Below are 23,167 nucleotides of genomic sequence, written 5' to 3'. Positions count from 1 at the left end.
CATTTTCATAAATTACCGGTCCCATATAGTCGGTCCGGGTAGATTTATTCGGCGTCACCGTCTGATCAGACACGATCTTGGCCAGCTTGCGGCCGGTAGCGTCGTACACATAGCTGATCGTGCCCTTATCGGTGATACTGATCGATCTGGGCAGGTTCAGGATGTTGTATACGATGGCGCTGATCTTTTTATTATCGTCCCGGATGAGGTTCCCATTCCTGTCGTAACGGTATTCCGGCGTGGTGACGGTGCTCTGGTCGATAAAATCCCCCAAGGCGGCCGTAGCATCGTTGTTGCCCAGATTATCACTTACGTTGTAGAGCTTGTTACCCGGCACGCCCAGGCTGTCGTAGCGATACGTCAATACATCGATGTTGGCGTTCCCGGTAGTACCTTTCTGTCCGCGCTGGGTCATTTTCAGGATATTGCCATTGGCATCGTAGGCGCTATACGGATTGGTACCGTCGCCCATGGTAACGTCATAAACAATGGCGCTTTGGGCGTAGTTGCTACCGGAAAGTTGCGTGAAGTATCCCTTCATCAACCTGTTGGACGCATCATAAGTATACCCGTAAGCATTGGCCGTGGGCGCGTTGCCGGAAGCGATTTTCGTTCCCCGCCAGTTTACGCCGGCGATATTCCCATTGTACTCTTTATTCGTAAAACCCTCATCATAGTGCAGTTCCTGACCAAAATAATGGGTTTCGCTGCCCTGCACGTGTTTACGGTTGATCGCTTTTTGCCAGCCCCGGATGTTGTAGGTATAATCCGTGCTTTCGATCACCGTGCCGGCGGCGTTCCGGAATTCCTTGCGCTGCAGCTGCCCGAGCGCGTCGTAAGTGTTGGTGGCGATATCGCGTTTCAGGGCGGCATTGTCGTTGAGCTGCTTGGTTACTTTCGTCACGCGGCCGGCATGATCGTAGGTCATATTGGTCAGCAGCTTCGATTCTCCGGCTGTGCCGGCTTTGGGATTGTTGTGGTAATGATAGGTGCTGAGTGCCTTGCCCGCGAAATCGTACATCGTTGTAGTGATGTCCAATCCTGAATTGATATTATCGCTAAGCACCTGCACCACGCGCCCTTTGGCGTCATAATGCGTGGTGGTCACCAGGAACTGTTCCGTATCCAGCACGCGCACTTTGGTGCCTGTTACCAGCCCCCTCGTTGCCGTGCTCACCACGATCGGCTCCGCATAAAGGTTGGTACCGGCTTGCGGCTTGGTAAAATAGGCGGATTGCGCGCTTTTGGCACCGGCGTAGTTCAGCGCATCGTAATACGTATAGGTGAGCGCATAGAAGTTATTATTGAGATTGGGCAGGCTGAGGGAGGAGGTAAATGTTTCGGAAATATCCGCCATGGCAGGGTCTGTCAGGATTTCGGCGGCTACGCCGGTGGGCGTCTCGAAGCCATCCGTTAATTCTACGCTTACTCTGGCTTTATATTCATTGACATTCGTCTCGTACCGGGACACGACAAGATTGTCTACCGCTTTTATTTTGGTGGTCAACGAACTGGCCGAACTGGCGCCCCGCATGTAAGATAGCAGCGCGTCGTGGGTCAGCGTGCTGGAATAGATCCCCGTCAAGGTGGGCCGGTTCAGCTCGTCGTAAATCGTGGCCATCCACTTGCCGGTTACCGCGCGCAGGTTGCCGTCGCGCGTCAGCACCAGGCGGTCGCGCTGGTCATACACCAGCTCTACCGGGTCAGCCCCGGGCACCTGTTTGATGATCATGCGGTTGCGCCCGTCATATTCATACCGGAAACAGAAGTTGTTCTTCACATTGGCACTGACTACCCAGGTCCCGATCGAAAGCTCCACGGCGCGGGGAGGCAGCACGAACCGGAGATTCCCCAAATCGTCGTAGGCATAATACGTACAAAGCCAGCCGACATGGCCCGTGCCCGGACTGGCGGCGAGCTGTACCTTTTTCAGGACGACCTTGTCTTCTTTATCTTTATATTCCACCACCTGTTTGCCGTTCTCATCCGTGGTAACGTTTTTGAAAAGCGTACCGGCGGCGTAGGCGCTCGCCGACGTGATGTTCGAAGTGGGGATATTGCCCGCCATCGTGGTGGTTACCGTCCAGATCCGTACCGAGTCGGCCGTGGCATTGACTAAATATTGCTGGCCCACACCCCGTCCGGAGCCGGTGTAGTTATTGCCGGGCGCCATGGCTTTGGTGACCCGGTTCAGCGGCGAGGCTTCGAATTGGGTCTCGCTGTAAAAAATATCTTCCTCGTTATTTTTGGCCGTATCCAGGAAAGTGCCGTAAAAACCGCCCTGATCGGTGAAGGGATTGAGTTTGAAAGTACCGTCGCCCGTGGCGCTGGTGTATGGCAGGTATTTGAAGGCTTCCCGGCCGAAGGCGTCATACACGACAGGCGCCACGAGGTCTTTCACACCCGGAGACACGCCTTTGGAGACAGTTTGCAGCGGCCTTCCCAATCCGTCGAAGTAGGCGGTGGATTGGGGCACGTTCTTCACGTCGGTCGCCGAAATTACCTGCGCCGGGTCGGTGAGCGGCTGATTGGGCGTCCAGGTGCGGACGTAGTTCACTTTCGTTCCGGCAGGGTAAGCCCCAGGTATTTGACGCGCAGTTTTAACCGCCGGCCTGCTACCATTAGGTTGCTGGGCCAGTGCAGGCATGATGCCAATGAAGATTAAACCGAAATGCAAACAAACACGGGTCAACTTGGCTAACAGATTTTTTTCAACTTGCTTCATAGGTTAATTCCGGGAATTTAGGTAGAAATTCAAGTTCAAAATATTGATTTTTCATTACTTATTCAATAAATTTTTAATTGGCTGCCTGGTACTTGTACTCGTGCTGCCGGTCGACATCCAGTTGCCGGGGCGCTAAAGGCGCGGAACACCGCAAGCAGATTTCCGGCTAATACCCTGACGGGCGCGTGATTGCCCTGACCAACCACGAAGAAACGATGAACGTAGGCAAAATAATGCGCAACGGGGCGCTGGGCTACCAGCTGAAGAGCACCGACCCGGAGAGCCTCCTTTCGCTATCGACAAAGCGTACGACGGCAAGGAGTTCCTGGATAAGTGGCTCGAAAAGACCATGCTGTCCGAAATGATCATGGGGAAGCGGCCATCCAGCCGCGAGGTGCAACTGACGAAGCGGGAAACGGAGATATTGACGCTGATCGCGTCGGAGCATACGAACCAGCAGATCGCGGAGAAATTGTTTATTAGTCTGAGAACGGTGGAATGCCATCGGCTCAATATCACGCAGAAGCTGAATATCAAGCACATGGCGGGCTTGGTGAAGGAGGCGATGATGGGGGGGGGGGATAAAGTAGGAAAGGCTTTGGGATTTCCAAAAAGGCGCACCACTCAGAGGCGCAATCCAGGAATCAGGTTACACATCATGAGATAAATAATAGATGGCTGAAAAAGTAGCCGTCCGAGATTATCCAGATCCTTTCCAGTGGCGGAAATTGAGGCTGCTGCCGAAAATAAATTCCCGACTCGGCAAAAAGAATTCCATATTTAATTTGCGGAGGTGGATGATGTGGACCCTGCATTCTTCTCGAAAAAGAGAAAGGGCGCCTCTGAATGAAGGCGCCCTTTTAGTCTGTGTTTTAGAAACTAAGCATATGGTATATCACTCAAAATATTATTGTTCCGTAACTCCAGACAATCTTTTTTTAATATTATTAATACTGGCTAAATCATTGGTCGATACTTCCCAATAAGAAGAATCAACCAATTCAATAACAAACGTACATTCACGAATCGTATCTTCATCTGATTCATATCTTTTGAGCTTTTCCAGATTCATATCCCCACATATGAGGATGTCAATTATTTGAGTAAAGCTACTCGAAAGTTCAATTAGAGTATTATAATTATACAATATGCCATTACCACTATTTTTCACATAGCTTTTAAAGTCTAACATTTCTGAGTCACTTCCCTTCCCAATTGCTTCAATCCAAAATAACGACCAAAATAAAAGTTCCCCATTTTGAATACACCGAAGTATATCAACAAGGTTAACATCCAGTATTCCTGAATTCGATCCTTTGATAATTATCTTTGACTTTGTAACCATGGAAGATATCTTTTATAATCTACATTAAGAGGCTGCGCGTCTCCATGCATAGGGGCACCTTTACCTCCTCAACCTGGATTGGGTAACCATTGATGTTCATGAGGATTGGTATGATTCGCAGGTCTTCCATGATCCGTAAACTAAATATCCTTTACCGGCTTCCCGTTTTCTTCGAATTCACGTGCTTTATTGCAAGTACCTTTGCGCCCCTCATTACTACCAAGTCTCGAATGAGGGCCAGTAGCTGTTAGATCTAGTTCAGGCTCACCATGCTAATTGGGCAATGGCTGTTATGATTGTTCATGGCTATATCCACCCTCAATGTTTACTCTGCCATTTCTTGACACCAGATTAGCAGCTCCATTATTCATCACAAAAAGGCCGTGAAACGACATTCCAACTCCAATTGCTCCAGTTGTAGCCGTCACAGGAGCTGTAGTACCTCCCGACCCTGCTAACACTACAACCGAACCAGCCGCCAACCCTCTTCACTATTAGATTCAACAGCCCCCCTATCATACTTCCCACGTCTGCCTCACCCAGTCCTTCATTCCATCCGTTTGCAATTGCAGGATCATTCTGTGCGCTTACTATAGGAGCGGCTGAAGATCTAATATTAGTACCGAAAACGTTATCTGTTGTCCCCAACACTGTAGCAATGGCACCAGCAACCGCATATTTTGCTGCATGCTTAATATCATTCCAGGCTGGCCAATCCGGCCACATATCATCCGGATCGACAAACCGAATGGGATTGTCAAATGCGTAGTTATACGGCTCCACCTTCTCCCTTTTTCACTTAATAGATCATTAACATGCCACCTTCCAATCTGCGCATCATACATCCTCGCCCCATAATCATACCACTCCAATCCACTGCCCCGTTACCTGCGAACTCCTTGTTCTGCATCTCTTTGCCGTTGTATTGATATTTGTTTTGCGGATTATACAACGCCTTTTCACTCAACCCCGCCATGGTCAACCCAAACAGATAATAATTACCGTCTTCTCCGCACTACTGGCAACTTTTTCAAAGAACCGGTTTTAAAGACATGCGTTTTTATCATTAATTGAAAAACAAAAGGGAAGCAACAACACATCCATAGCGGGTGAAGACGCCATTGTAGACGTTGAACCGGAAGCGCCTTGCCTTGCCTTCACCCGCTATGGATGCGCCAAGATAGCACTGCCGCCCCTCCGCGCTGATCCTATCCGCTTCCGGAACAGGCTCACAGGTCTTTCAACAACGCGTATGCCTGCGATGGACACAGGCTGAAAAGTATTTCCTTTCAATTTACAATTCTATAGTAGCTTAATGTATTAAGACTTTCTGCAACTGCTCCCAATCTGATTCACTCACTGCCTTTTTGCGAACCAACGCCTGCTGCTGACCGTCAATCGAGAAAATCAACTTGTCATTCTCCAGCGTCACTTTAACAAGTTCCTTCCTTATCCTTATATCTTTTCTTTTGAAGATTGAATTATTAATAAAACTGAGGTGCATTTCTTCTTGCTCAACACCAATTAATAATAAATCAAATCTATTTAACTTAAAAATGTAAAGAAGAGTAATGAACATTAATACCATGCTGATAAAGTATAGGTATCCTTTTAAAGCAGGGACTGCCAAAAACAACACTAGCGCCAACAAGCCAATGCTAATCGACATCAATATGATCTTTTTTTCTAAAAAAACGCCTTTACACTTAATTGTCATACATACATCAGTTAATGAATTGTAATATATAATATTCTAAATGAAATTACAATTCTACAGTTGAATCAGTATATTATTAATGAGCTTTGATTGATTATAAAAAAACTAATCCCAAGAATCAAATCAACGTCTTTTCTTCTCCCAACGGGCTTTCCTGGCATTCACAAAAGCCTTTTTTTCCCGGTAGTTACTCACCAATACCGCAATTGAACATCCCAATCCAAAAATTCCCAGAATTACAACTGACGTAAAATTAAAATACACCGTCGTCACTGGGCCACATGATCATTGTATCTCCATCCAGCACCTTCATATCAATCAAATCCCCAATATTATGTTCTTCACAAAAACTTCCTCTGGTTTGCTTTTCGTACCTTATGCCATTGTAATCAAAGGTTACAAAATAAGGGACCGTACCAATGCACGCAGCGGGCTTCGCCACAAGGGTTATTTTTACTAATTTTCCATTCTGAGCCACGTTAAACTTGCGAAATGCCGTCGGCATTAAGAAAAACGATCCGACGAAAAATATTATACCCGCTATAAACACAAAAGTTTTTATGCTGCACTATCACATTAAAGTAAATTTCCATTTTCACTACTGGTCAGATACCAATATTGAAAGAGTTGTACATACAGTTGTATCGTGCTTCGGTATATGCGCTAGTTGCAGTTATTCTGCGTCAATTGCGCAATTTTTTAAAATGCTTATTTTGCAAAAGTGCCCCACTCAAGGGGCACTTTTGATTTATCAGCGCGAAAGACTTAACGCTTAATTCATCGGAAATACAGCTAAAATTCACTGAAGAACAAACGTCAACACGAATAGTAAAATAAAAATTACAAATAGATAAATTGTCAATATTATTCCGTCTTTTTCAACCACGACTTTCCCGCCTAATTCCATTTGGATATACCTAAGACATAATCCTCACTATTGATTATCGGCAATTTTATTAAACCCAGGCCAATTCCTAGAGTATTTGATATTTACGGAATCGCCGACCAAATACTTTGAATTATGTGAATTATTTTTATAAACCTTCCCATTTAAAATAAACTCATATGAATATGAAAATTCGTGACTCACAGGACTATTACCCATATAGTTTTTCTCATCGATAATTACTCCCTTTGTATACAATACATCTCTATTTAAAAAATAGTTGGCCACTTGGTTTTTACCGATTTTAAACAATAACGTACCCACAACAAATACAAAGAACAAGAACCATAGTATATACTTTGGGTGAACAGTTCTTCCTTTTTTACGTACATTTTTTTTCATCACAACAAATATTTTTGTCATACTAGTTTGTTCCTAACTTGCTTTGTTCCTTAACTTTATCCTTTGGAAGCATTACCATACACCTTGAAAGTACTTTCCATTAGTTTCCGCATTTTTTGTTGCAGCCTGATTGACGCTTTGTGTTACCTTTCCTCCAGTATTTCGAATAGCCGTTAAACTCTCCTTAAAAGACAAAGAACTCGTGTTCGAGTTCCTTGATTCTTTTATCGCTAACAGAAAAATTAAAACTGTTCTATTATGACATAAAGCCCGTGCGATATACACGGGCTTTGCTATTTAGCATAAAACAACTATTTATATTCCAATCCCCAATTATTTAATATGCTGTCTGCTCTATACTTTGTGATGTTATTCTCGTCAGTGCCAATCGACGGATTATAATATTTGTACTCCCAAACGCTTGTGTCGGTATACCTATACCCAACAGTCAATTTCTCATATTTATCCCTTACTATTCTGAGATAAGTATCTCCATCATAAAGTATACTTCCTGATTTCACTACTACAATCTTGGAACTCCTAAAACTTCCGCTATCAGGTCTGTTAACAGGATACCACACCTTCGTTTCACTTAACTTGTCATTTGTCACCCAAGTATCAGGCAGCACTGCTATACCAAGCCTCGCTCGTTCTGCATTAAAGGCAACTCCATATTTTCGCCCAGGCTGGAACACTAAATAATATAACTTATCCTTAGTCAAGAAAAAAATAACTGAAACTATTATAAGCAATGGATACCAAAATTTAATCCTTGTCTTTCTCACTATAATAATCATTTAAATAATCCGTAAATAAAATCTATCACCTTTTTGGATGCGCCTGTAGGCTCATTTCTATATGCTCTTCCATCCAATGCAGTCGACGCTCGTGGCGTAAGGTCTATTGGAGAATTTTCCGGCAATATTCTTTTACCTACGGCTCCCATTGCCTGATCCGCACTAGCCGGCGCTCCAACTGCTCCAAGAAGATCACCCAATTTACCTGGCACTTTAACAGCACCACCTAATGGCAAAGCTCCCAGACCTAATGCTTTATCCAAAAAGTCACTCGTTTTATTAATTCTATAGTCATTATACTGAATCTTATTAGTATTCCTAAAGTTCTCTAAATCCTTTGTTACACTTTGAAGTGAACTAACATCAAAATCTGATTCTCCTCTTGCGACTGACGCTTGTTTAGTAGTTGTTATATTAGCAACAACCTCATTATCACTATTTGTCGCCACTACATTAGAAGTTGTAGTTGTTATCACTGCTCCCTCTTCCGTTTTTACTCTGGGATCTGAGAATACAAGATTGGTTACACTAGTAGTTGAAGTTTTCGTAGTTGTATAAGTAATACCATTTTCTGTAGTTACTACTTTACTTGAAGAGGAACTAGAAGCTGTAACATGCAGTGTCTTATACTCATCCATCGTACTAGTTACTCTTGTAGGTGGATCATTCGGTGCCATGCCATCCGGATCTATAAACCTAACAGGATTATCAAACGCATAATTATATGGAGAGTGCCTACGCATTTTATCAGCCAGAGGATCCACAACATGCCACCTACCAATCTGCGCATCATACATCCTCGCCCCATAATCATACCACTCTAAACCTGTGCCGTTGGTAAATTCCTTCGACTGTAATTCTTTTCCGTTGTACTTGAAGTTGTTCGCCTCCCCAATGGCCTGTTTATCACTCAACCCCGCCATCGACAACCCAAACGGATAATAATGCGTCTCCTCCAGCACAGGCGTACCCGCCAATGCCACCGTCACGTTGTCAAAGAACACGTCCTGCTGCGTTTCGTTGCTGGTGTAGACATACAGGAACCCGGATTTCTCCATGATAATGTTGTCCTGCGCCAGGGTCTGCAGCTCGTCCGGCTGGGCGGCCACCTGTTTCACGCCGCTGGAGCCTTCCACTAAGTTAAAGTTCTCGTCGAACAGTACAAAGTTTAAGTACGCTTTGGGCCGGTCGGGGTTGTTCGGGGATTTGGGGTCCCGTTCCTTCATCCGGTTCCAGCTGTCGTTCACGAAGTTGTTGTTGAAGGGCGTACCGTTCGAGCCTTCCGATCCGCCGTGCCCGTCGGCCACCGCAGCGCCCGGGTTACCGAACGCACGGATCAGCGATGCGGCCATGTCGGCGGCGGGTGCGGATGTTTTCTGCGCTTTGTCAGGCCCCTGGGATTAATAGAAAGCTCTTGCGCCTAGGCGCACCGTATCCCCGGACTTTACCTTCAGCACCAGGCTCGGCCCGATGCGGCGGTCGGCGTCTTTACCGTTCAGTTTGGCGACGAAAGCGTTTTTATCGGCCTGCGGATCTTCAGGGTATCCAACTGGCTTGTCCGTCCGGGAAGCATCGATATTGCTGAACGTCGCGATTTCCACGGCCGCCTTCTCCGGCACCATGCTCGCCAGGTACAGCTGCTGGGGCGGTGATCTGACTTACTCCGTCCAAAACCTACTGGCACATCTATTAATAACGAGAAATACTTTGCACGTTTTTTTTTCCGGAGTGTTATTCTGTATGCATTTACAATGACGGGCGCCTGTTGAGGCGCTCGTTTTACTTGTTTACCAGATATTCGATTTTTATACGGAGTCACCGGCATTGGTTAAGAATCATTTTGTAGTAAATCGGCCCCGCAAACATTGTCAGAATTATGAGGGTAGATACTACTGCTACAATTGCAATACTTAATTTTCGGCTCTTGAAGAACGCAGGTTTTTCGGCAAGTATGGTTTCGCCTTTCCCGTATAGGAAGTAAAAATAGATAGAGGCGAATAATGATAATGCAACTACAAACAGCATTGGGTATTTGCCAACTGGCTGGCACTTTACATGCACGCTATATGTGCTGAGTATACAATTGATTAAAAGTGACAACATCGCTGCAAATGCCAAAATTCCGGAAAAAGCTGGAGACCCCGAGGTGATATAACGGTTATACACCTGGTAGTAATGATAAAAGAACACCTTAAAAATCATCGCGTATTAATCTTTAACTTCAATACCTAACAAGTTCCTCAAGGGGGCTCGTACATTCTCATGGTAACCTGGAATTTTGGGGTATTCCATGTCCTATTTCCCAACCGATACCCCATGCAGCGCCTTCAACTCCTCCTAAAGTTGAAAATGCACTTGACCCTTGTTCCAGTAACATTTGTGGTGTCCCGATCTCTTTATTTTCATAAGCAGATTGTGTATTTAAAGCATTATAAATTCCAATCGTCCACACCAAACCAGTCAGACCTTTGTTAAGCCAAGATACGGGATATGTTTTAATTCCGCCAACACTACCTCTCTTCCAGCCGTTTTGTATATTTTAGACTGAGGATTGCCCCATTTTTACGCATCAAGCAATTAAGTAGCGCCAGTGAAATTTTTTAGATAATCACCATTGGTATATTCCTCTAAAAATGTGGAATTACTACTATTCACGATGGTAACCGTGGCACTATTGCCATCTTGGGTTTTGGCCAGTAACATGCCATTTTCATCTTCGTACCTGGCGTCAAGAGTACCAGTAAGATCTATACGTAGAATTGTATAATTCCTTACATAGTTTATTGGAGATAATGATTCTCTTTCGTTCACCTACGGAAGGATCACATGCCATCGACCATCTTGCGCGTCATACAACCTGGATCCATAATTGTACCATTCTTGCCCCGGATCATTAGTAAACTCCTTCGTTTGCAATTCCTTTCAGTTGTATCTGAATAAGTTCTCTTTACCGATGGCCTGTTTGTGGCTCAGTCCCGCCATGGTCAACCCGAATGGTTAGTAATATACTTCCTGCCAAATGGCATCTTCTAAGGCTGAGTTGGACGCAACTCGGATTCATGAACGGAATTCGTATTCACTATCTTTCTCTTCCTATCAACAATCCAATAGATACTATGATCGATGATTAATATCTTTTAGCATAACCATATGAATGGGATTAAGCGGTTTGAACTTTGTGGCACGTCTCCGTATCTTGGATTTCTTCTTCCTAAAAATGTTGACTTTGAAACTACTTCCTTATAGTCAATTTTACCTGAGTTCCATCTGGGATACTTGATATCTGGTGAGCAATGTCACTATAATAATCCAGATACTTGGGAAAATTAAGGGTATGTAGGTTGTAAATTTCGTAATCACCTCCCATAATAAATGGCTTTATTGGTATGAGTCGAACATCGGGAGCAATAGGACCTTTTTCATTTATCCAGTCTTTCATTAGCGGCTCTCCTGTATAATAATCCAGTCTGGAATCCAAAACTTGTAACCAATCATTAAAATCATTCGCCATTACTTCCCTTTCCCCGGTTTCTGAATTGAAATAAATTATTTGAGTACTATCCTTTACAAAGGCGAATTGAAATCCAAACATATCCTGCCCAAAGAAAAACAGGTTTTCAGTTAACTTTCCGAAATATTGGCGAAGTAAAATATTAACATAGTTGCCATTTGTAAATGATTCTTCCCTGCTAAATCCATATATTTGAAAAGATCGGTTAAAAAAGAGCCCACCATTGTTTAGGCTCCTCATAAACGCTGTAAATGGCCCCACATTTACCGAATGTATGTCAAAATCAACTGCGGCAACCAGGAAAGGCTTTGATTTAATTGACAAATCTTGAGATGTAAGCATACTTTGAATCAAACCGGGCATAGCTATTACTATTTAGGTAGCATGAAAATTATAACTTTTATTTCAATACGAGTATGATCATGTACATTTCTAAGTTGTCGGCCGATAGACGCACTGATGCGGTGGGTTGATTAATTGATGAAGGCTTTCGCTTTGGTGTACGCATCGCCCTGCAGCGCAAGCAATTAAGACTCTCGCAAGATGACCTGGCTAAAAAGGTGGGTACTTCTGCGCCCATCATCGGAAGGTATGAGCGCAGGGAGATGAAGCCATCTATCGGGATGGCAAATAAAATTTCGGATGAGCTGGAAGTCACCTTCGATTACCTGATCGGCAGAACCGCCAACATGGTGCTGGATAAAAACTCTTCAGAGAATGGAAGACATTGAGGAGCCGCCTGAGGAGAATGAGAAGGTGTAATATATTATTGACATGGCCAACACGTACAACAAAACTAAAAAAGCATACTCCAGATAAAACCAAAGAACCCACACGATCTGCGCGGGTTCTTTGCCTATCAACCACAGTAAAATTAAGCGATAGCCTACCTTCAATTGATTACAACGTAATTATTTCACGATTTTCAAGTTATTGACGAACTTTTGACACGCTATAATTACGTATAATAAAGCGATACGCACGGTTTACTGCTGGATCACTCCTTAAATAAACGACCTCAATACTATCTCCTTCCTGATAGTCCTCATCATTAGCGAAGCCGGTATAGGTTTGATTTTCTACTTTAAATTCGTAGTTAATTCGAAAGGTGCCTTTACCTCCAACTTTGTACTTCGTTGTCACAATTCCAAGTTCAAACACACCGTTTTTAGCCAACCGCAAGTTTTGGATCGTTTTCTTTGAGGCAGGCACAATGATGACTGCCAGGAATACAATTCCAATGAGGTACCCTATGTGAACTTTTCGTCCGATGATTTTAACATAGCCGGGTTTGCTTGTTGCTATTGCCGCTTTCTTGCCACCAACCCTCCTTTCACTCATATGTCAATATTTTATTTGCTTCTTCATCTCGTTATCGACGGCTCTTTCTCCCGATTCAAGCGCGCCGCCCGCAGTCACACTTGCAGGAAGACTATTAACCGCATCGTTAGCTTTCTCTGCAACTTCCTGTGTGTTCTTAGTTGCAGTTTTCTGCCTTGACCCGCTCTGCCTTACTTAAAACAGCGCCCTCCGCTTTCGCAGCAGCTCTTGCGGTTTAAACAGCGTCTTTTGGAGCGTGGGCTGTAACCACTTTGACATTGGAAGTAGGGAGTTTTTCTGGTATTCCCCTCCCAATAACCCCAATATCGGTGTTATATACATAGCTGATTGTGCCCTTTATAAGTGATACTGATCGATCTTTGCAGGTTGAAGATGATTTATACGATCCAGTTATTTTCCGCTGGAACCTAATACGCAAATCTTGCAATGACCCGAAGTGATTAAATAGACTCAATCCTACCCACATTTTGGCCGCGCACGAGACCTGTGTTAACCTGGAATTCCACATGGGCCATTGTAACAAAAAAAGCATACGGTCTTTCTAAGAATACTTATCGAACCAATAATTTTTTTGATGATATCACTTTCTACAAGCCGACCATTTATGAAGCAATTGTATGTACCGAATACGGCTCGATTCTCTTGGAATAATAAACAATACATCCAAAAAACTGCGCGTTGATCACAAACATTTTCTCCCTATAATTATCGGAGCCTGCTTGCGCAATTAAACTTTCCTCATCATCTTTATTTTCGCTTGAAGAAATAAAATCTGACAGCTCCGCCCCAATATCAAAACTATACGTCATCGGGATTACGGCTGCAGATAAGTTTATTGCGCCCACTCCATTTTCTTCGTCCGTGATACTTACTGTACCATCAGCTTCCTCAATCAGATAGTTATTGGGTACTTTTACTGAAAATATATTTGATTTCGAGTTATACTCTTTCATAAAAATGCTTTAAGATTTTCGCGTGTTCGGGTTATAATAAATCACGCGCCCATTACTTCCTATTGCCTGTTCATATTGCGCAACAGCCCTTCCCTTTTCCTTCTGCCGGATAGCCTATTAGGGTTAAGTCCAACAAATAAAAACCATCGGACCTGCGCGGAATATTTGTTCTATCTGCAATTTTCAAGAAGGTTCCGGGTATATATCGGTCCCCAAAAAAGCCAGGAAATAATGACTAACGAGCTTATCAAAACAATTGTAAGACTAAGCCGATGGCTCCCCCAAAAGCAAGGCTTCTCCGACACAATCTTCTTCCCTTTGCCATGCTTCACATACAATAAGTAACTCACAATTAAGCATAAAACTGCGATTCCTAGCATTTGGTACTTACCAACTTCTTGACAGAATAGTAAAATACTTACAACATCGACAGCACCATTAACTAAAAATGAAAGCAAAATACCAAAAACAAATACACTTGTCGAATATGGTGTCAGATCAGTAATAACCCGATTGTATAGTAAATAGTAGTAATAAAAATAAACCTTGTATATCATCTCTGTTAGTCTTCAACATAAATACCCAAAATATTTCTTATCAATATACGTACAACAGTCACTAATTTCTTAAATAATATTGGCAAAATAGACAAGGTAATATACGTAAGTTTTGACAAGTAAAACTATGCGTTAAATAAAACCACCCTAACCCCCAAAAATCAATCCCCCCCTTTAAGAGTAGAGTTAAATAATACCTGGTTTAACGAACCAAAATCCCCTTCCTCATAATAGCGGCACTCTATGTCATAACCCTGTAATAGGGGTGCAACACTAGCCTTAAACCAGTAAATATCCTTATCCATATTAATTCTTTTTCATCAAAACATTTGTGTGAGGTATATAAAAATGCCGCTGGGTGCTTTAGTTAATTTACCCTCCACTTGCAATTCACCGCTGTTATAACGCACTCATGCTGCTAATAGTCCAGTACGCAACCTTGCAGGTAATCCATTGCTTTCGCGAAGCCGGCAACGCTTCTTTGAACGAGACGAACACTTTGGTCATTATGGCTACCTGCTGAAGAGCACCGGCCCGGAGAGCCTCCTTTCCGCTATCGATAAGGCGTACGACGGCGAGGAGTACCTGGATAAGCGGCTCGAAAAGGCCATGCTGTCCGAAATGATCATGGGAAAGCGGCCATCCAGCCGGGAAGTGCAGTTAACCAAGTGGGAAACGGAGATTTTGACGCTGATCGCATCGGAGCATACGAACCAACAGATCGCGGAGAAAATGTTTATCAGTCTGAGAACGGTGGAGTGTCATCGGTTGAATATAACGCAGAAACTCAATATCAAGCACATGGCGGGTTTGGTGAAGTAAGCGATAATGCGGGGGTTGATAAAGTGAAACATCAGTTGACATTCAATGCGATTCCGTCATTGGCTTGCATTCAGTGAATATCTAAAAAAGTTAAAGCCACGCTGATCGAAGGATCAGCATGGCTTTAACTTTCAGGACATGCCAATCACCTGACGATATATCCCGACCCGGCCTGCAGTGTGAAAGTATAGCTCGTATACGGGGAACCTGGGGTAGAAGAAGTACTTTCATACTGTATGACGCCGGCTTTCAACACTTTGCTGCTTCCAGTGCAGTTAAACCATTCATCTGTTAACATTAGAAACATCATAATTAAAACTTTCTGAAAGCAAACATTAATACGAACAACAAAATAAAATTTAATACAAGATAAATAGTCAAAACCACCCCTCCTCTCTTGATTTTTTCATCATCATACTGCAATGTTATTAATTCTGATGGTTTTACGAGATAATAAATTATTAAAAATATTGGAAGAAAAAGTAAGGCTAATCTACCATACTTCGCTATGCGCAATTCATCATTACCAAATGGCAACAACCCGTTCCAAATATCAAATTCATCAACAATAAAAAGGGCGTTACAATGAATACAATTCTCAGTTTCCAGTATTCCATATACATTTACCTTTGGAAGACTAGGTTTACCGGTATCATAACCACCCCACCGAATTGTACCTCCAATTTCGTATTCATATTGCCAGGTATCTCCAAAACTAAATTACATCCTGACATCTGTTGGTTGACGGCAAACAGTACAAATCTGCTCTACTGTCAATACATTGAAAGTACCCATATTAAACCGTTTTAACAGGCAATCCCATAGCCTGTAACAATCTTATCATTTTGTTATCCCTTGTTAATACAGTCCCGTTGTTATTTACGGGGCGAAGACAGACGCATCTTTGGGTTTAATCTTGCGACCTATTTAGCGGCTTCTTCCTGCTGCTTTGCGGAATACCGAAATGGGTTGCGGACAGGGCTATAGATAGCTGGTTTTCCAACATGTACCTTATTACCCCGACTTTTAAACTTCCCTCGTATTACCTGCCTGACAATGTCAACCCAGCCTTTCTCGACTGAAAGTAATGATCAACCCATCGTTTAACAGTAGTCCTACCTCCCCGAAACGCTGGGCGGCCGCCTTGACCGACGCTATACCTTTCAAAACATGCCGAACTACCGTTAACTTCTCTGCTAAACTGAACTTGGTACGTCTATCCATAAAAATGCCCCCAAAAAGTGTTCAACTTTTTGGGGCTGTACAGCGAGGCCCTTTTTTTTTTGCAGAGCAAACTTGTATCTTTAAGTACTTGAGGTATTATCGCAATACCTGGTTAATTTCGCTCCAACTTTCCGCCGGCACGGCCTTTTGCCTGAGAATGGCCTGTAATTGTCCGTCCATGCTGATCATTAGCTGCCCGTCACCCTGTTCTACTTTCACCATGTCTTTGGTAGTTTTGATATCAGGTCTCTTAAAAAAGCTATTATTAACAAAGGAAAGATAGATAGTACTTCCATCAACTGAAACAGTCAACAATTCAAACTTGTTTTTGTAAAAAATGTAGAGAAGGCTGATAAAAAATACTGAAGAGCACATCAAAAAAACATACCCAATGAATATATTCAGAAACAGGAACATTAATACGAATAGCGGAAGTTCGATGATCAACATCCATGACATCATGCTCGAAAGTAATACTGCTTTACATTTAACTATCATTTTACACTTTTTTTAATTTGTTCCACATAGGTTTTCATTTCCTGTATTTCCTCATTACTGAAACCAAGATTGTACTTTTCCCTGATATCTGCAATTATCTTTCCGTTTTTAATAATCCTCAGCGTCAGCGGTATCTGCCCACGATAGAACATAATGTGGGTATACTTGAAGTCCAGCTCTTCATATTTGATTTCCGTCTTAAATTTTAAAAACTGAAACTGCTTGTATTTCACAGTGCAAATGTTATGTGCATCATCAAACGATATATAATACACGAACCTTGCCTTTTTCCTTGCCATATATGCAATGCATAAAGCCAGTGCGGCAAGTTCGAAAAGTACGATATTGTTTAGATACTGTTTCAATAAGGCAGACAGAAAAGCCATGTGGCAAATAATCTGCGCTGTCAGTATGTCTTTCCAAGAAGGCACTACCTTCATTTTCCCTACGGGAATCTCAAAAACGATATTCATCTGATATACATATATTCTTAATATCCCCGGCGCAGGCGTTCACTTTAAAACTAAAATTGCTTTATTCCCGTGAAAAAGAAAAAAGGTCTCCTTCTTTCTGTGTGCACAAGACATATAATCGTTCAGGAATACCTTCACTAAAATCAATTTTTGTTGCCTGTTTGCAACCTCTGCGTGGCGCAAAAATCAATGCATTTTTCTCAATCTTATTTGGAAGATACCAAACAGCTCCTACATAATAACTCCCTAGGTATTTTTCATCCTTACTGTATATCAAAATCCGACAGGATGCTCTTTTTGAACCTTTGAACAAACCTGATATATAGGTCGAGTTAATGATCTTAAAAACTTCTCCTTTTTTATTTTGTAAAATTCCTAAATATCTCAATTTATCCGTACTATTATCGTCCCTTTTAAATGAATACACTTTACCAACTGCTGTTTTATTAAGAACCTTCAATACAATTAAATCTTGCGAATAAGCATTGTAATGCCCACTAAACAAAAGTAGTAATAAGACTATCGGTATAATTTTCCTACTTCTAATAGTTTGATGCTTGTGGCTTTTTTGATTCATTCATCATTTTCAAAACACCGCTTTGATATCCTGCTGTCCCCCCTCCATTATATTGCTCCACCGCACTATTCCATCCTTTAAATTTAAAAGTAGATTGTCCAGTACTCTTGTCATTGGAAACGCCCACTTTAAATCCTTTACTGCCTAGTATCCTAATCCCTGCAGAAAGTGAAGTCGTCGCATTAGGGGTCTTGTTTTTCTCAAGGCCATAAGCACTTTTCATCTCTCCTCCGCCCCAATCCAGCCAGACTGCGCTCACATTCAGCCACGGTAGAAAGAGCCCGCGCGACTGCGTGGGCTCTTTGTTTATTCAAGTATTTTAAGACTTCCGTCATCAGCAAAGTAATCTCCTATATCTTTCATTATGGAAACTGATTTTATAACATCGCCTTCCGCATAAATATCATACTCATTGTTTAAATTATCGTGATTACAAACCGGACAGGTGTCAGTTTCAAGTATCCCATAAACTTTTGCCTTTAATGTTCCCTTGACACCAATATCATTACCTCCCCATAAAATCCTATCTCCAACAACATACTGGTGCTGCCAGGTGTCTCCATACTTAAACTGAACCTTCGCTTCATAAGTGTTTTTGCAAAATGAACATTGCACCTTTGCAAGAAGTACGTTACACGCCCCATATCAAAAAGATTTAACTGGTAAACCCAATGCGTTCATAAATTTTACCATCTGTTCATCATTCGTTAAAACACTGGCTTTGTTATTTATTGCACCGCCTATAATACTTGCATCATTTAACCCAAGCTTTCGACCTATGCTCGCCGCGGCTTCTTGCAGACTCTTCACTTGACCGGAGGATGCACCCTTCCCACTAATTGTTGCCCCTATTTCCTGCATAAATGCCCTTAACGCATTCTTATCCCTTTGACCAAAAATTCTTTAGCCGCAGTTATAGATGCAATGGGTTTATCACCTCCTATCGCATCTTTCACGGCATCTTTACCTCCCTTTTCCACTGCATGAATCAATGCGTTATTATCCAAACTAATAACTGAACGCTCTAATGCTTTTGCTGCGCTCATTTCAGCTTTACCACCTGGTATAAATACTGCCGCCACTTCAACGCCAGAAGTTATACGAGACTTATCTTCTGTAAACCCACTCTCGTAACTTTTCCCAACTACAACTTCTGCCGCAGGGACTAACGGATTTACATAACGATTTACCGCTTCCACTCCTTCATTAAATAAGCCAAGAGCATATTGTCCCGCAAACTTTAGAGAAGAACCTACCCCTGTTGGTGCCGTTAAGGTATATTCCCTCCCCGTTACCATCCTAATTCTCTTAACAGGATCTCAGGGTCCTTCAGGCTCATCTCCAAGTAAATCACTAAACAATATCGGATTATTATAATTCGAAGCATACGGAGACCACATCTCCATTTTCTCCGTCTTCGGATCCACCTGCCACCATCTCCCAATCTGCGGGTCAAGTTCCCTGAACTTCGCACCATAATCTTCTAAACCCAGATCTCCGATCTTCTCTATGCCGTCGTATTTATAGCGGTTTTCAGGGTTATATATCGCTTTCTCACTCAACCCCGCCATGGTCAACCCAAACGGAGAATAATGCGTCTCCTCCAATTAGGGTAGATTACTTTATCGTATTGGGATCAGCTCCAAACCATGCATACTTTATAGTATTAAAATTAAAATTGTTACTAATTACATTCGTTTTCTTAGCTTCTTCAAAAAATTTCTCGTAAATCCTGTAATAATCAACTATTAGTTCAGGACAGTCATTTATTTCTTTTTGTGTTTCCCTATTAACAACGACAGGAAAACATGAATACATACTTGTTCCATAAGGATGTACAATCTTGTTTATCAAATAAAGAGCGTCGATCTGGATACTATAAATCTGTGATTTTGGCTTACCGATGCAAGTACGCTCGATTCCTTCGTAGTAGTATTTTCCAACTTTTCGGCAGCAAATTGATTGATCATTTTTGAATTTCAATAATTGCTCTATTATATTTAATTTAATGCTGTCTGATAAACCAATTATTCCATCCAAGTCATAGAAATCCTTAGGAGTAGATATGGTTGTATCCCGAGCCTTCACTATAATTACTAACTTATGGCCATCAATTTTGTCTACATCATGAAAGCATGTATCTTTCTGAACAGATATATGTTCAACTTGCGCCGCAGCCGGTTTTACGTAACCCAAGATTAAAAACAGTAATATGCTTGCTAAGACAAGTTCACGTTTAATACTCATAGTCAATTCCATCTAGTTACTTTTTGTTGTGGACAACCCGAGGTCTTTAAGTATTTTTGCAATTTCTTTAGGATCAACTATTTTAATGCCGGTTGCGGTACCTTTCAAAGGATCGTTATTCTTTATATTTTTAGTTCTTACGAATGAATTTTTCGCAGCGGGGCTCGCCACTTGCCCCTTGGATACATTTTCAATCGGCTTGAAAACTCCATGATCTGCTGACCAGAAATCGTTATTATTTCTTATAGCAGTGTGATAGATATTCCGTCCACTTTCGTCAGTTTCAATAAACCCAGTTGCCTCCATATCGTCGACCGTTGCGCCATCCTCTCCATCTATCTGATATCCATCATCCGCAAGAATTGTTTTGATAATGCTACTGCCATTTGAATTGTCTTCAATTACAAGTTGTGCTCCAGCAAACGCATACCCATGGCAATTCGAACAAGTGCTCATGGGGTTGTCTGCCCCTTCAACTTTCAACCTTCCACCTGCTCCATCGCCCCTTGTCACCTCTGAAGCAATTTCCCTTAGAGCATTAATTGGAGTTCCCTTATCGGTATAAATTGTGACAACCTCATATGTTGACTTATACTGATATTCGACGCCATTAACTGTCGTAAAGTTATCTCTTGATACTATATTACCTGTTGAAGTCGCTATGATCCTGCCTTCTTTGTCTTTTAATAATTCACCCCCTTCATCAATTATTTTGATTGGATTATTTGCTGCACATTGATACGGTGATAATGCAATATACACTTCCGAAAATTTATCCTGATTAAACAACCTCTCAAACTGTTGATCGAACATTCTGGCCCCATAATCATACCACTCCAATCCGGAACCCGTTGTAAACTCCTTCGTCTGTAGTTCCTTCCCGTTGTACTTGAAGTTGTTCGCGTCTCCAATCGCTTGCCTTTCACTCAACCCCGCCATGGTCAACCCAAACGGATAATAGTTACTGCCTCATTCTTGCTACTGGCAACTTTTTCAAAGAACCGGTTTTAAAGATATGCGTTTTTATCTTCAATTGAAAAACAAAAGGAAGGGCTAAAAACACATCCAAAGCGGGCGAAGGCGGCATTAGAGACATTAATCCGGAAGCGCCTTGCGCCGCCTTCGCCCGCTATGGATGCGCCAAGACTGCACTGCTGCCGATCAGGGAACTCCCCCCCCGTTCGCGGCAGGTCGTGTTCTCCCGCTCGTTCCTGATCTACCGCCCCGCCGCTGCATTGCCTTCCGCTCCGGAGCAGGCTTATAGGTCTTCCAACAACGCATATGCCTGGCCGTACTCCGCACACAGTCCCCCATCTTCCGCTGATCGCGCCAGCGCCGCCAGTTCCCGCATCGCGCACAAGTTGCAATGACAAGCCAGGCGCGGTGAGTAATGGAATACATGCCCGCATACATCGCAGGTAATTGTCCCGTGATCCGCTCCCAATGAAGGATTTAAAAACCATAACAGTTCCATTCGATGATATTTTAAAGGTTTAAGAAAATGCTTGATTCCGGTAACTTCCCATCCGCTCCCGCCACCTGACCACCGCCATGCGCGCAGGGTCCGGGGGCGGGAGTGTGAGCGAAGCGAACACGGAGCCACCGGTCACCCTGCGCCGCCGGCAGGTGGCGGACAGATATGAGGCAGCTCCCGGTCTTTGCGCGCTTCGCGCAAAGACCGGGAGCTGCCCGAACGCAGGGCATGGAAAGGGCGGCCACAAAGGTACGTTGCCGATAAAAGGGGACATTGACATGAGTACGCCCGCGCCCTTCCCATGCCCGCAGTGAGACCGCTTTTCCAGTTCTTACATATAGGGTGCGTTGAGGAGGAGGAGGTATTTTGCGTTGCCGCTGTCAAAGGTACTCGTAGCGATCCGTGTGGATGCCGATTTCTATAGGGTGATGCTGATCTAACTGCGCCTGCAGATCTTCCAGTCCGGAGAGCTGGTAACGCTGCGTACTGCTCGCATATTTGTGGCCGGCCATATACTGCACCTGCCGAACGTTATAATGATGCAGCCATTCCGTGATCACGCTACCCCTGATCTGCTGCACACTCCTGATCGCAGGATTCAGCTTTTTGAGAGCTTTCAGCAGCTTGCTAACTTCTTCCCGCAGGTAATGTCCGTTCAGCAGCCGCATGCCGCGCATCGCCGGTTTCGATAACTTCCCGTGCGCACGCAATGCTCCAACTGGCGCACCTTCGCCCCCCAGGTACTCTTGCACCTTTTGCATAACCTCTTCCCAGGATTTCATTTGCTGCTTTCTGGAAGCACAAATAAGTAACCTAAATTTGTTAACCCCTGCATTTACAAGGTTTTAAAAGCACTTTTATATAACTTTTGGTGAACGCATCGCCCTGCAGCGCAAGCAATTAAAACTCTCGCAAGACGACCTGGCTAAAAACGTGGGAACTTCCGCGCCCATCAGCGGCAGATATGAGCGCGGGGAGATTAAACCATCCATCGAGATGGCCAAGAAGATCGCCGATGAACTGGAAGTCACCGTCGATTACCTCATAGGCGGAACCGCCAACATGGTGCTGGATAAAAACTCCTCAAAAGAATGGAAGATATCGAAGCCCTGCCCACGGAAGTGAAAGAGAAGGTGTATTATTTTATCGACATGGCTATCACTTACAACAAAACTATAAAAGCATACTCCAGATAATAAGCAGTAGAGCCCGCGCGGATCGCGCGGGCTCTACTGCTTATGTTAAAGAGAAAATAAGCTCCTTTTCAAAATTGGTGGAGTTGACAGGAATTATTTCCAAAATTTCCTCCTCACGATACAACTCATAGGGATCGAGTAAAAGAATGATACAGAATTCACCAATTGTATTTTCAACAAGATACAGTTCAATATTATCAACCTTTACATCGAAACGGTACTTCCCTTTAAATTCAGAAAGACTTTTCTCCCGGATAGCAGTTTTAATTTCTTCAATACCTATTTCCGAATAAGGAATCCCAAATAGAAAATAAGCATTTCTTATCCTTATGGAAATCCCATTCCTTTCAAGGCTCTTTCTAAGCTTTATGAAATAAGGATTTCTATTTTCAGGATTGAATATTTTTTTTAAAAAGTTCATA

At 43.0% G+C, this 23,167-nt stretch carries 23 protein-coding genes and 1 pseudogene; 4 read left to right on the top strand and 20 right to left on the bottom strand.

Features of this window, described 5'->3' with window-relative positions; genetic code table 11:
• Positions 1-2,647: DUF6443 domain-containing protein (locus EJ361_RS24470; RefSeq protein ID WP_240646729.1), on the bottom strand; the 2,647-nt coding region annotated here is incomplete at its 3' end.
• Between the two features lie 427 nt (positions 2,648-3,074).
• Here EJ361_RS24470 and EJ361_RS24465 point away from each other — a divergent pair.
• Positions 3,075-3,392 carry a response regulator transcription factor gene (locus EJ361_RS24465; RefSeq protein WP_126249206.1) on the top strand — a complete coding sequence of 106 codons (318 nt, stop codon included), beginning with the start codon at positions 3,075-3,077 and terminating at the stop codon, positions 3,390-3,392.
• 240 nt (positions 3,393-3,632) lie between these two features.
• Here the strand turns inward: EJ361_RS24465 and EJ361_RS24460 are convergent, their stop codons facing one another.
• The 6 genes from EJ361_RS24460 to EJ361_RS24430 form a co-directional block, all read right to left on the bottom strand.
• Positions 3,633-4,070, bottom strand: a complete 438-nt coding sequence (locus EJ361_RS24460; protein ID WP_126249205.1) for a hypothetical protein — start codon at positions 4,068-4,070, stop codon at positions 3,633-3,635.
• 1,312 nt (positions 4,071-5,382) lie between these two features.
• Positions 5,383-5,787: a hypothetical protein gene (locus EJ361_RS24450; RefSeq protein WP_126249204.1), complete on the bottom strand. Its 405-nt coding sequence runs from the start codon at positions 5,785-5,787 to the stop codon at positions 5,383-5,385.
• Between the two features lie 934 nt (positions 5,788-6,721).
• Positions 6,722-7,075 carry a hypothetical protein gene (locus EJ361_RS24445; protein ID WP_126249203.1) on the bottom strand — a complete coding sequence of 118 codons (354 nt, stop codon included), beginning with the start codon at positions 7,073-7,075 and terminating at the stop codon, positions 6,722-6,724.
• 793 nt (positions 7,076-7,868) lie between these two features.
• Positions 7,869-9,224, bottom strand: a complete 1,356-nt coding sequence (locus EJ361_RS25790; RefSeq protein ID WP_205687106.1) for an RHS repeat-associated core domain-containing protein — start codon at positions 9,222-9,224, stop codon at positions 7,869-7,871.
• A gap of 48 nt (positions 9,225-9,272) precedes the next feature.
• Positions 9,273-9,494, bottom strand: a complete 222-nt coding sequence (locus EJ361_RS24435) for a hypothetical protein (RefSeq protein ID WP_126249202.1) — start codon at positions 9,492-9,494, stop codon at positions 9,273-9,275.
• Positions 9,495-11,104: 1,610 nt separating this feature from the next.
• The gene (locus EJ361_RS24430) at positions 11,105-11,746 is read right to left on the bottom strand and encodes an SMI1/KNR4 family protein (RefSeq protein WP_126249201.1); all 642 of its coding nucleotides are present in this window, start codon (positions 11,744-11,746) and stop codon (positions 11,105-11,107) included.
• Between the two features lie 113 nt (positions 11,747-11,859).
• Here EJ361_RS24430 and EJ361_RS26210 point away from each other — a divergent pair, with 113 nt between their 5' ends.
• A complete protein-coding gene (locus tag EJ361_RS26210) occupies positions 11,860-12,114 on the top strand; it encodes a helix-turn-helix domain-containing protein (protein ID WP_126249212.1) in 255 nt (84 codons plus the stop codon).
• 199 nt (positions 12,115-12,313) lie between these two features.
• Here the strand turns inward: EJ361_RS26210 and EJ361_RS24420 are convergent, their stop codons facing one another.
• On the bottom strand, positions 12,314-12,724 hold the full coding sequence (locus EJ361_RS24420) for a hypothetical protein (RefSeq protein ID WP_126249200.1): 411 nt from the start codon (positions 12,722-12,724) through the stop codon (positions 12,314-12,316).
• 602 nt (positions 12,725-13,326) lie between these two features.
• Entirely contained in the window at positions 13,327-13,677 is a 351-nt protein-coding gene (locus tag EJ361_RS24415; protein WP_126249199.1) for a hypothetical protein, read from the bottom strand.
• A gap of 1,010 nt (positions 13,678-14,687) precedes the next feature.
• Between EJ361_RS24415 and EJ361_RS24410 the strand changes: the two genes are divergently transcribed.
• Positions 14,688-15,056, top strand: coding sequence for a LuxR C-terminal-related transcriptional regulator (locus EJ361_RS24410; RefSeq protein ID WP_126249198.1), 369 nt, complete (start codon positions 14,688-14,690; stop codon positions 15,054-15,056).
• A gap of 1,320 nt (positions 15,057-16,376) precedes the next feature.
• Here EJ361_RS24410 and EJ361_RS26055 read toward each other — a convergent pair.
• The 10 genes and pseudogenes from EJ361_RS26055 to EJ361_RS25785 all read right to left on the bottom strand — a co-directional run bounded on the left by EJ361_RS26055 (position 16,377) and on the right by EJ361_RS25785 (position 22,310).
• Complete coding sequence (locus EJ361_RS26055; RefSeq protein ID WP_262707086.1) at positions 16,377-16,502, bottom strand: hypothetical protein; 126 nt, start codon at positions 16,500-16,502, stop codon at positions 16,377-16,379.
• Positions 16,503-16,774: 272 nt separating this feature from the next.
• Positions 16,775-17,251, bottom strand: a complete 477-nt coding sequence (locus EJ361_RS24405) for a hypothetical protein (RefSeq protein WP_126249197.1) — start codon at positions 17,249-17,251, stop codon at positions 16,775-16,777.
• 61 nt (positions 17,252-17,312) lie between these two features.
• Positions 17,313-17,828, bottom strand: a complete 516-nt coding sequence (locus tag EJ361_RS24400; RefSeq protein ID WP_126249196.1) for a hypothetical protein — start codon at positions 17,826-17,828, stop codon at positions 17,313-17,315.
• Positions 17,794-18,087: a hypothetical protein gene (locus EJ361_RS24395; protein ID WP_126249195.1), complete on the bottom strand. Its 294-nt coding sequence runs from the start codon at positions 18,085-18,087 to the stop codon at positions 17,794-17,796. Before EJ361_RS24395 ends, EJ361_RS24400 begins: the two co-directional genes overlap by 35 nt.
• Before the next feature lie 47 nt (positions 18,088-18,134).
• Complete coding sequence (locus EJ361_RS24390) at positions 18,135-18,443, bottom strand: hypothetical protein (RefSeq protein WP_126249194.1); 309 nt, start codon at positions 18,441-18,443, stop codon at positions 18,135-18,137.
• A 254-nt stretch (positions 18,444-18,697) separates the two neighbouring features.
• Positions 18,698-19,126, bottom strand: coding sequence for a hypothetical protein (locus EJ361_RS24385; protein ID WP_126249193.1), 429 nt, complete (start codon positions 19,124-19,126; stop codon positions 18,698-18,700).
• Positions 19,127-19,147: 21 nt separating this feature from the next.
• Positions 19,148-19,435 carry an RHS repeat domain-containing protein gene (locus EJ361_RS24380; RefSeq protein WP_126249192.1) on the bottom strand — a complete coding sequence of 96 codons (288 nt, stop codon included), beginning with the start codon at positions 19,433-19,435 and terminating at the stop codon, positions 19,148-19,150.
• Positions 19,436-19,445: 10 nt separating this feature from the next.
• A complete protein-coding gene (locus EJ361_RS24375; RefSeq protein ID WP_126249191.1) occupies positions 19,446-20,087 on the bottom strand; it encodes a hypothetical protein in 642 nt (213 codons plus the stop codon).
• Positions 20,088-21,023 (bottom strand): annotated as a pseudogene (locus EJ361_RS24370) (RHS repeat-associated core domain-containing protein); the annotation flags it as partial.
• 906 nt (positions 21,024-21,929) lie between these two features.
• The gene (locus EJ361_RS25785) at positions 21,930-22,310 is read right to left on the bottom strand and encodes a hypothetical protein (protein WP_205687105.1); all 381 of its coding nucleotides are present in this window, start codon (positions 22,308-22,310) and stop codon (positions 21,930-21,932) included.
• Between the two features lie 100 nt (positions 22,311-22,410).
• Here EJ361_RS25785 and EJ361_RS24360 point away from each other — a divergent pair, with 100 nt between their 5' ends.
• Positions 22,411-22,674 carry a helix-turn-helix domain-containing protein gene (locus EJ361_RS24360; protein ID WP_126249189.1) on the top strand — a complete coding sequence of 88 codons (264 nt, stop codon included), beginning with the start codon at positions 22,411-22,413 and terminating at the stop codon, positions 22,672-22,674.
• A 111-nt stretch (positions 22,675-22,785) separates the two neighbouring features.
• Here the strand turns inward: EJ361_RS24360 and EJ361_RS24355 are convergent, their stop codons facing one another.
• Entirely contained in the window at positions 22,786-23,166 is a 381-nt protein-coding gene (locus EJ361_RS24355) for a hypothetical protein (RefSeq protein WP_126249188.1), read from the bottom strand.
• Position 23,167 lies beyond the last annotated feature (1 nt).

Origin of the sequence: Chitinophaga rhizosphaerae, assembly GCF_003958645.1 — a bacterium.
GTDB lineage: Bacteria > Bacteroidota > Bacteroidia > Chitinophagales > Chitinophagaceae > Chitinophaga > Chitinophaga rhizosphaerae.
This window is presented reverse-complemented; position numbering and strand designations above follow the sequence as displayed.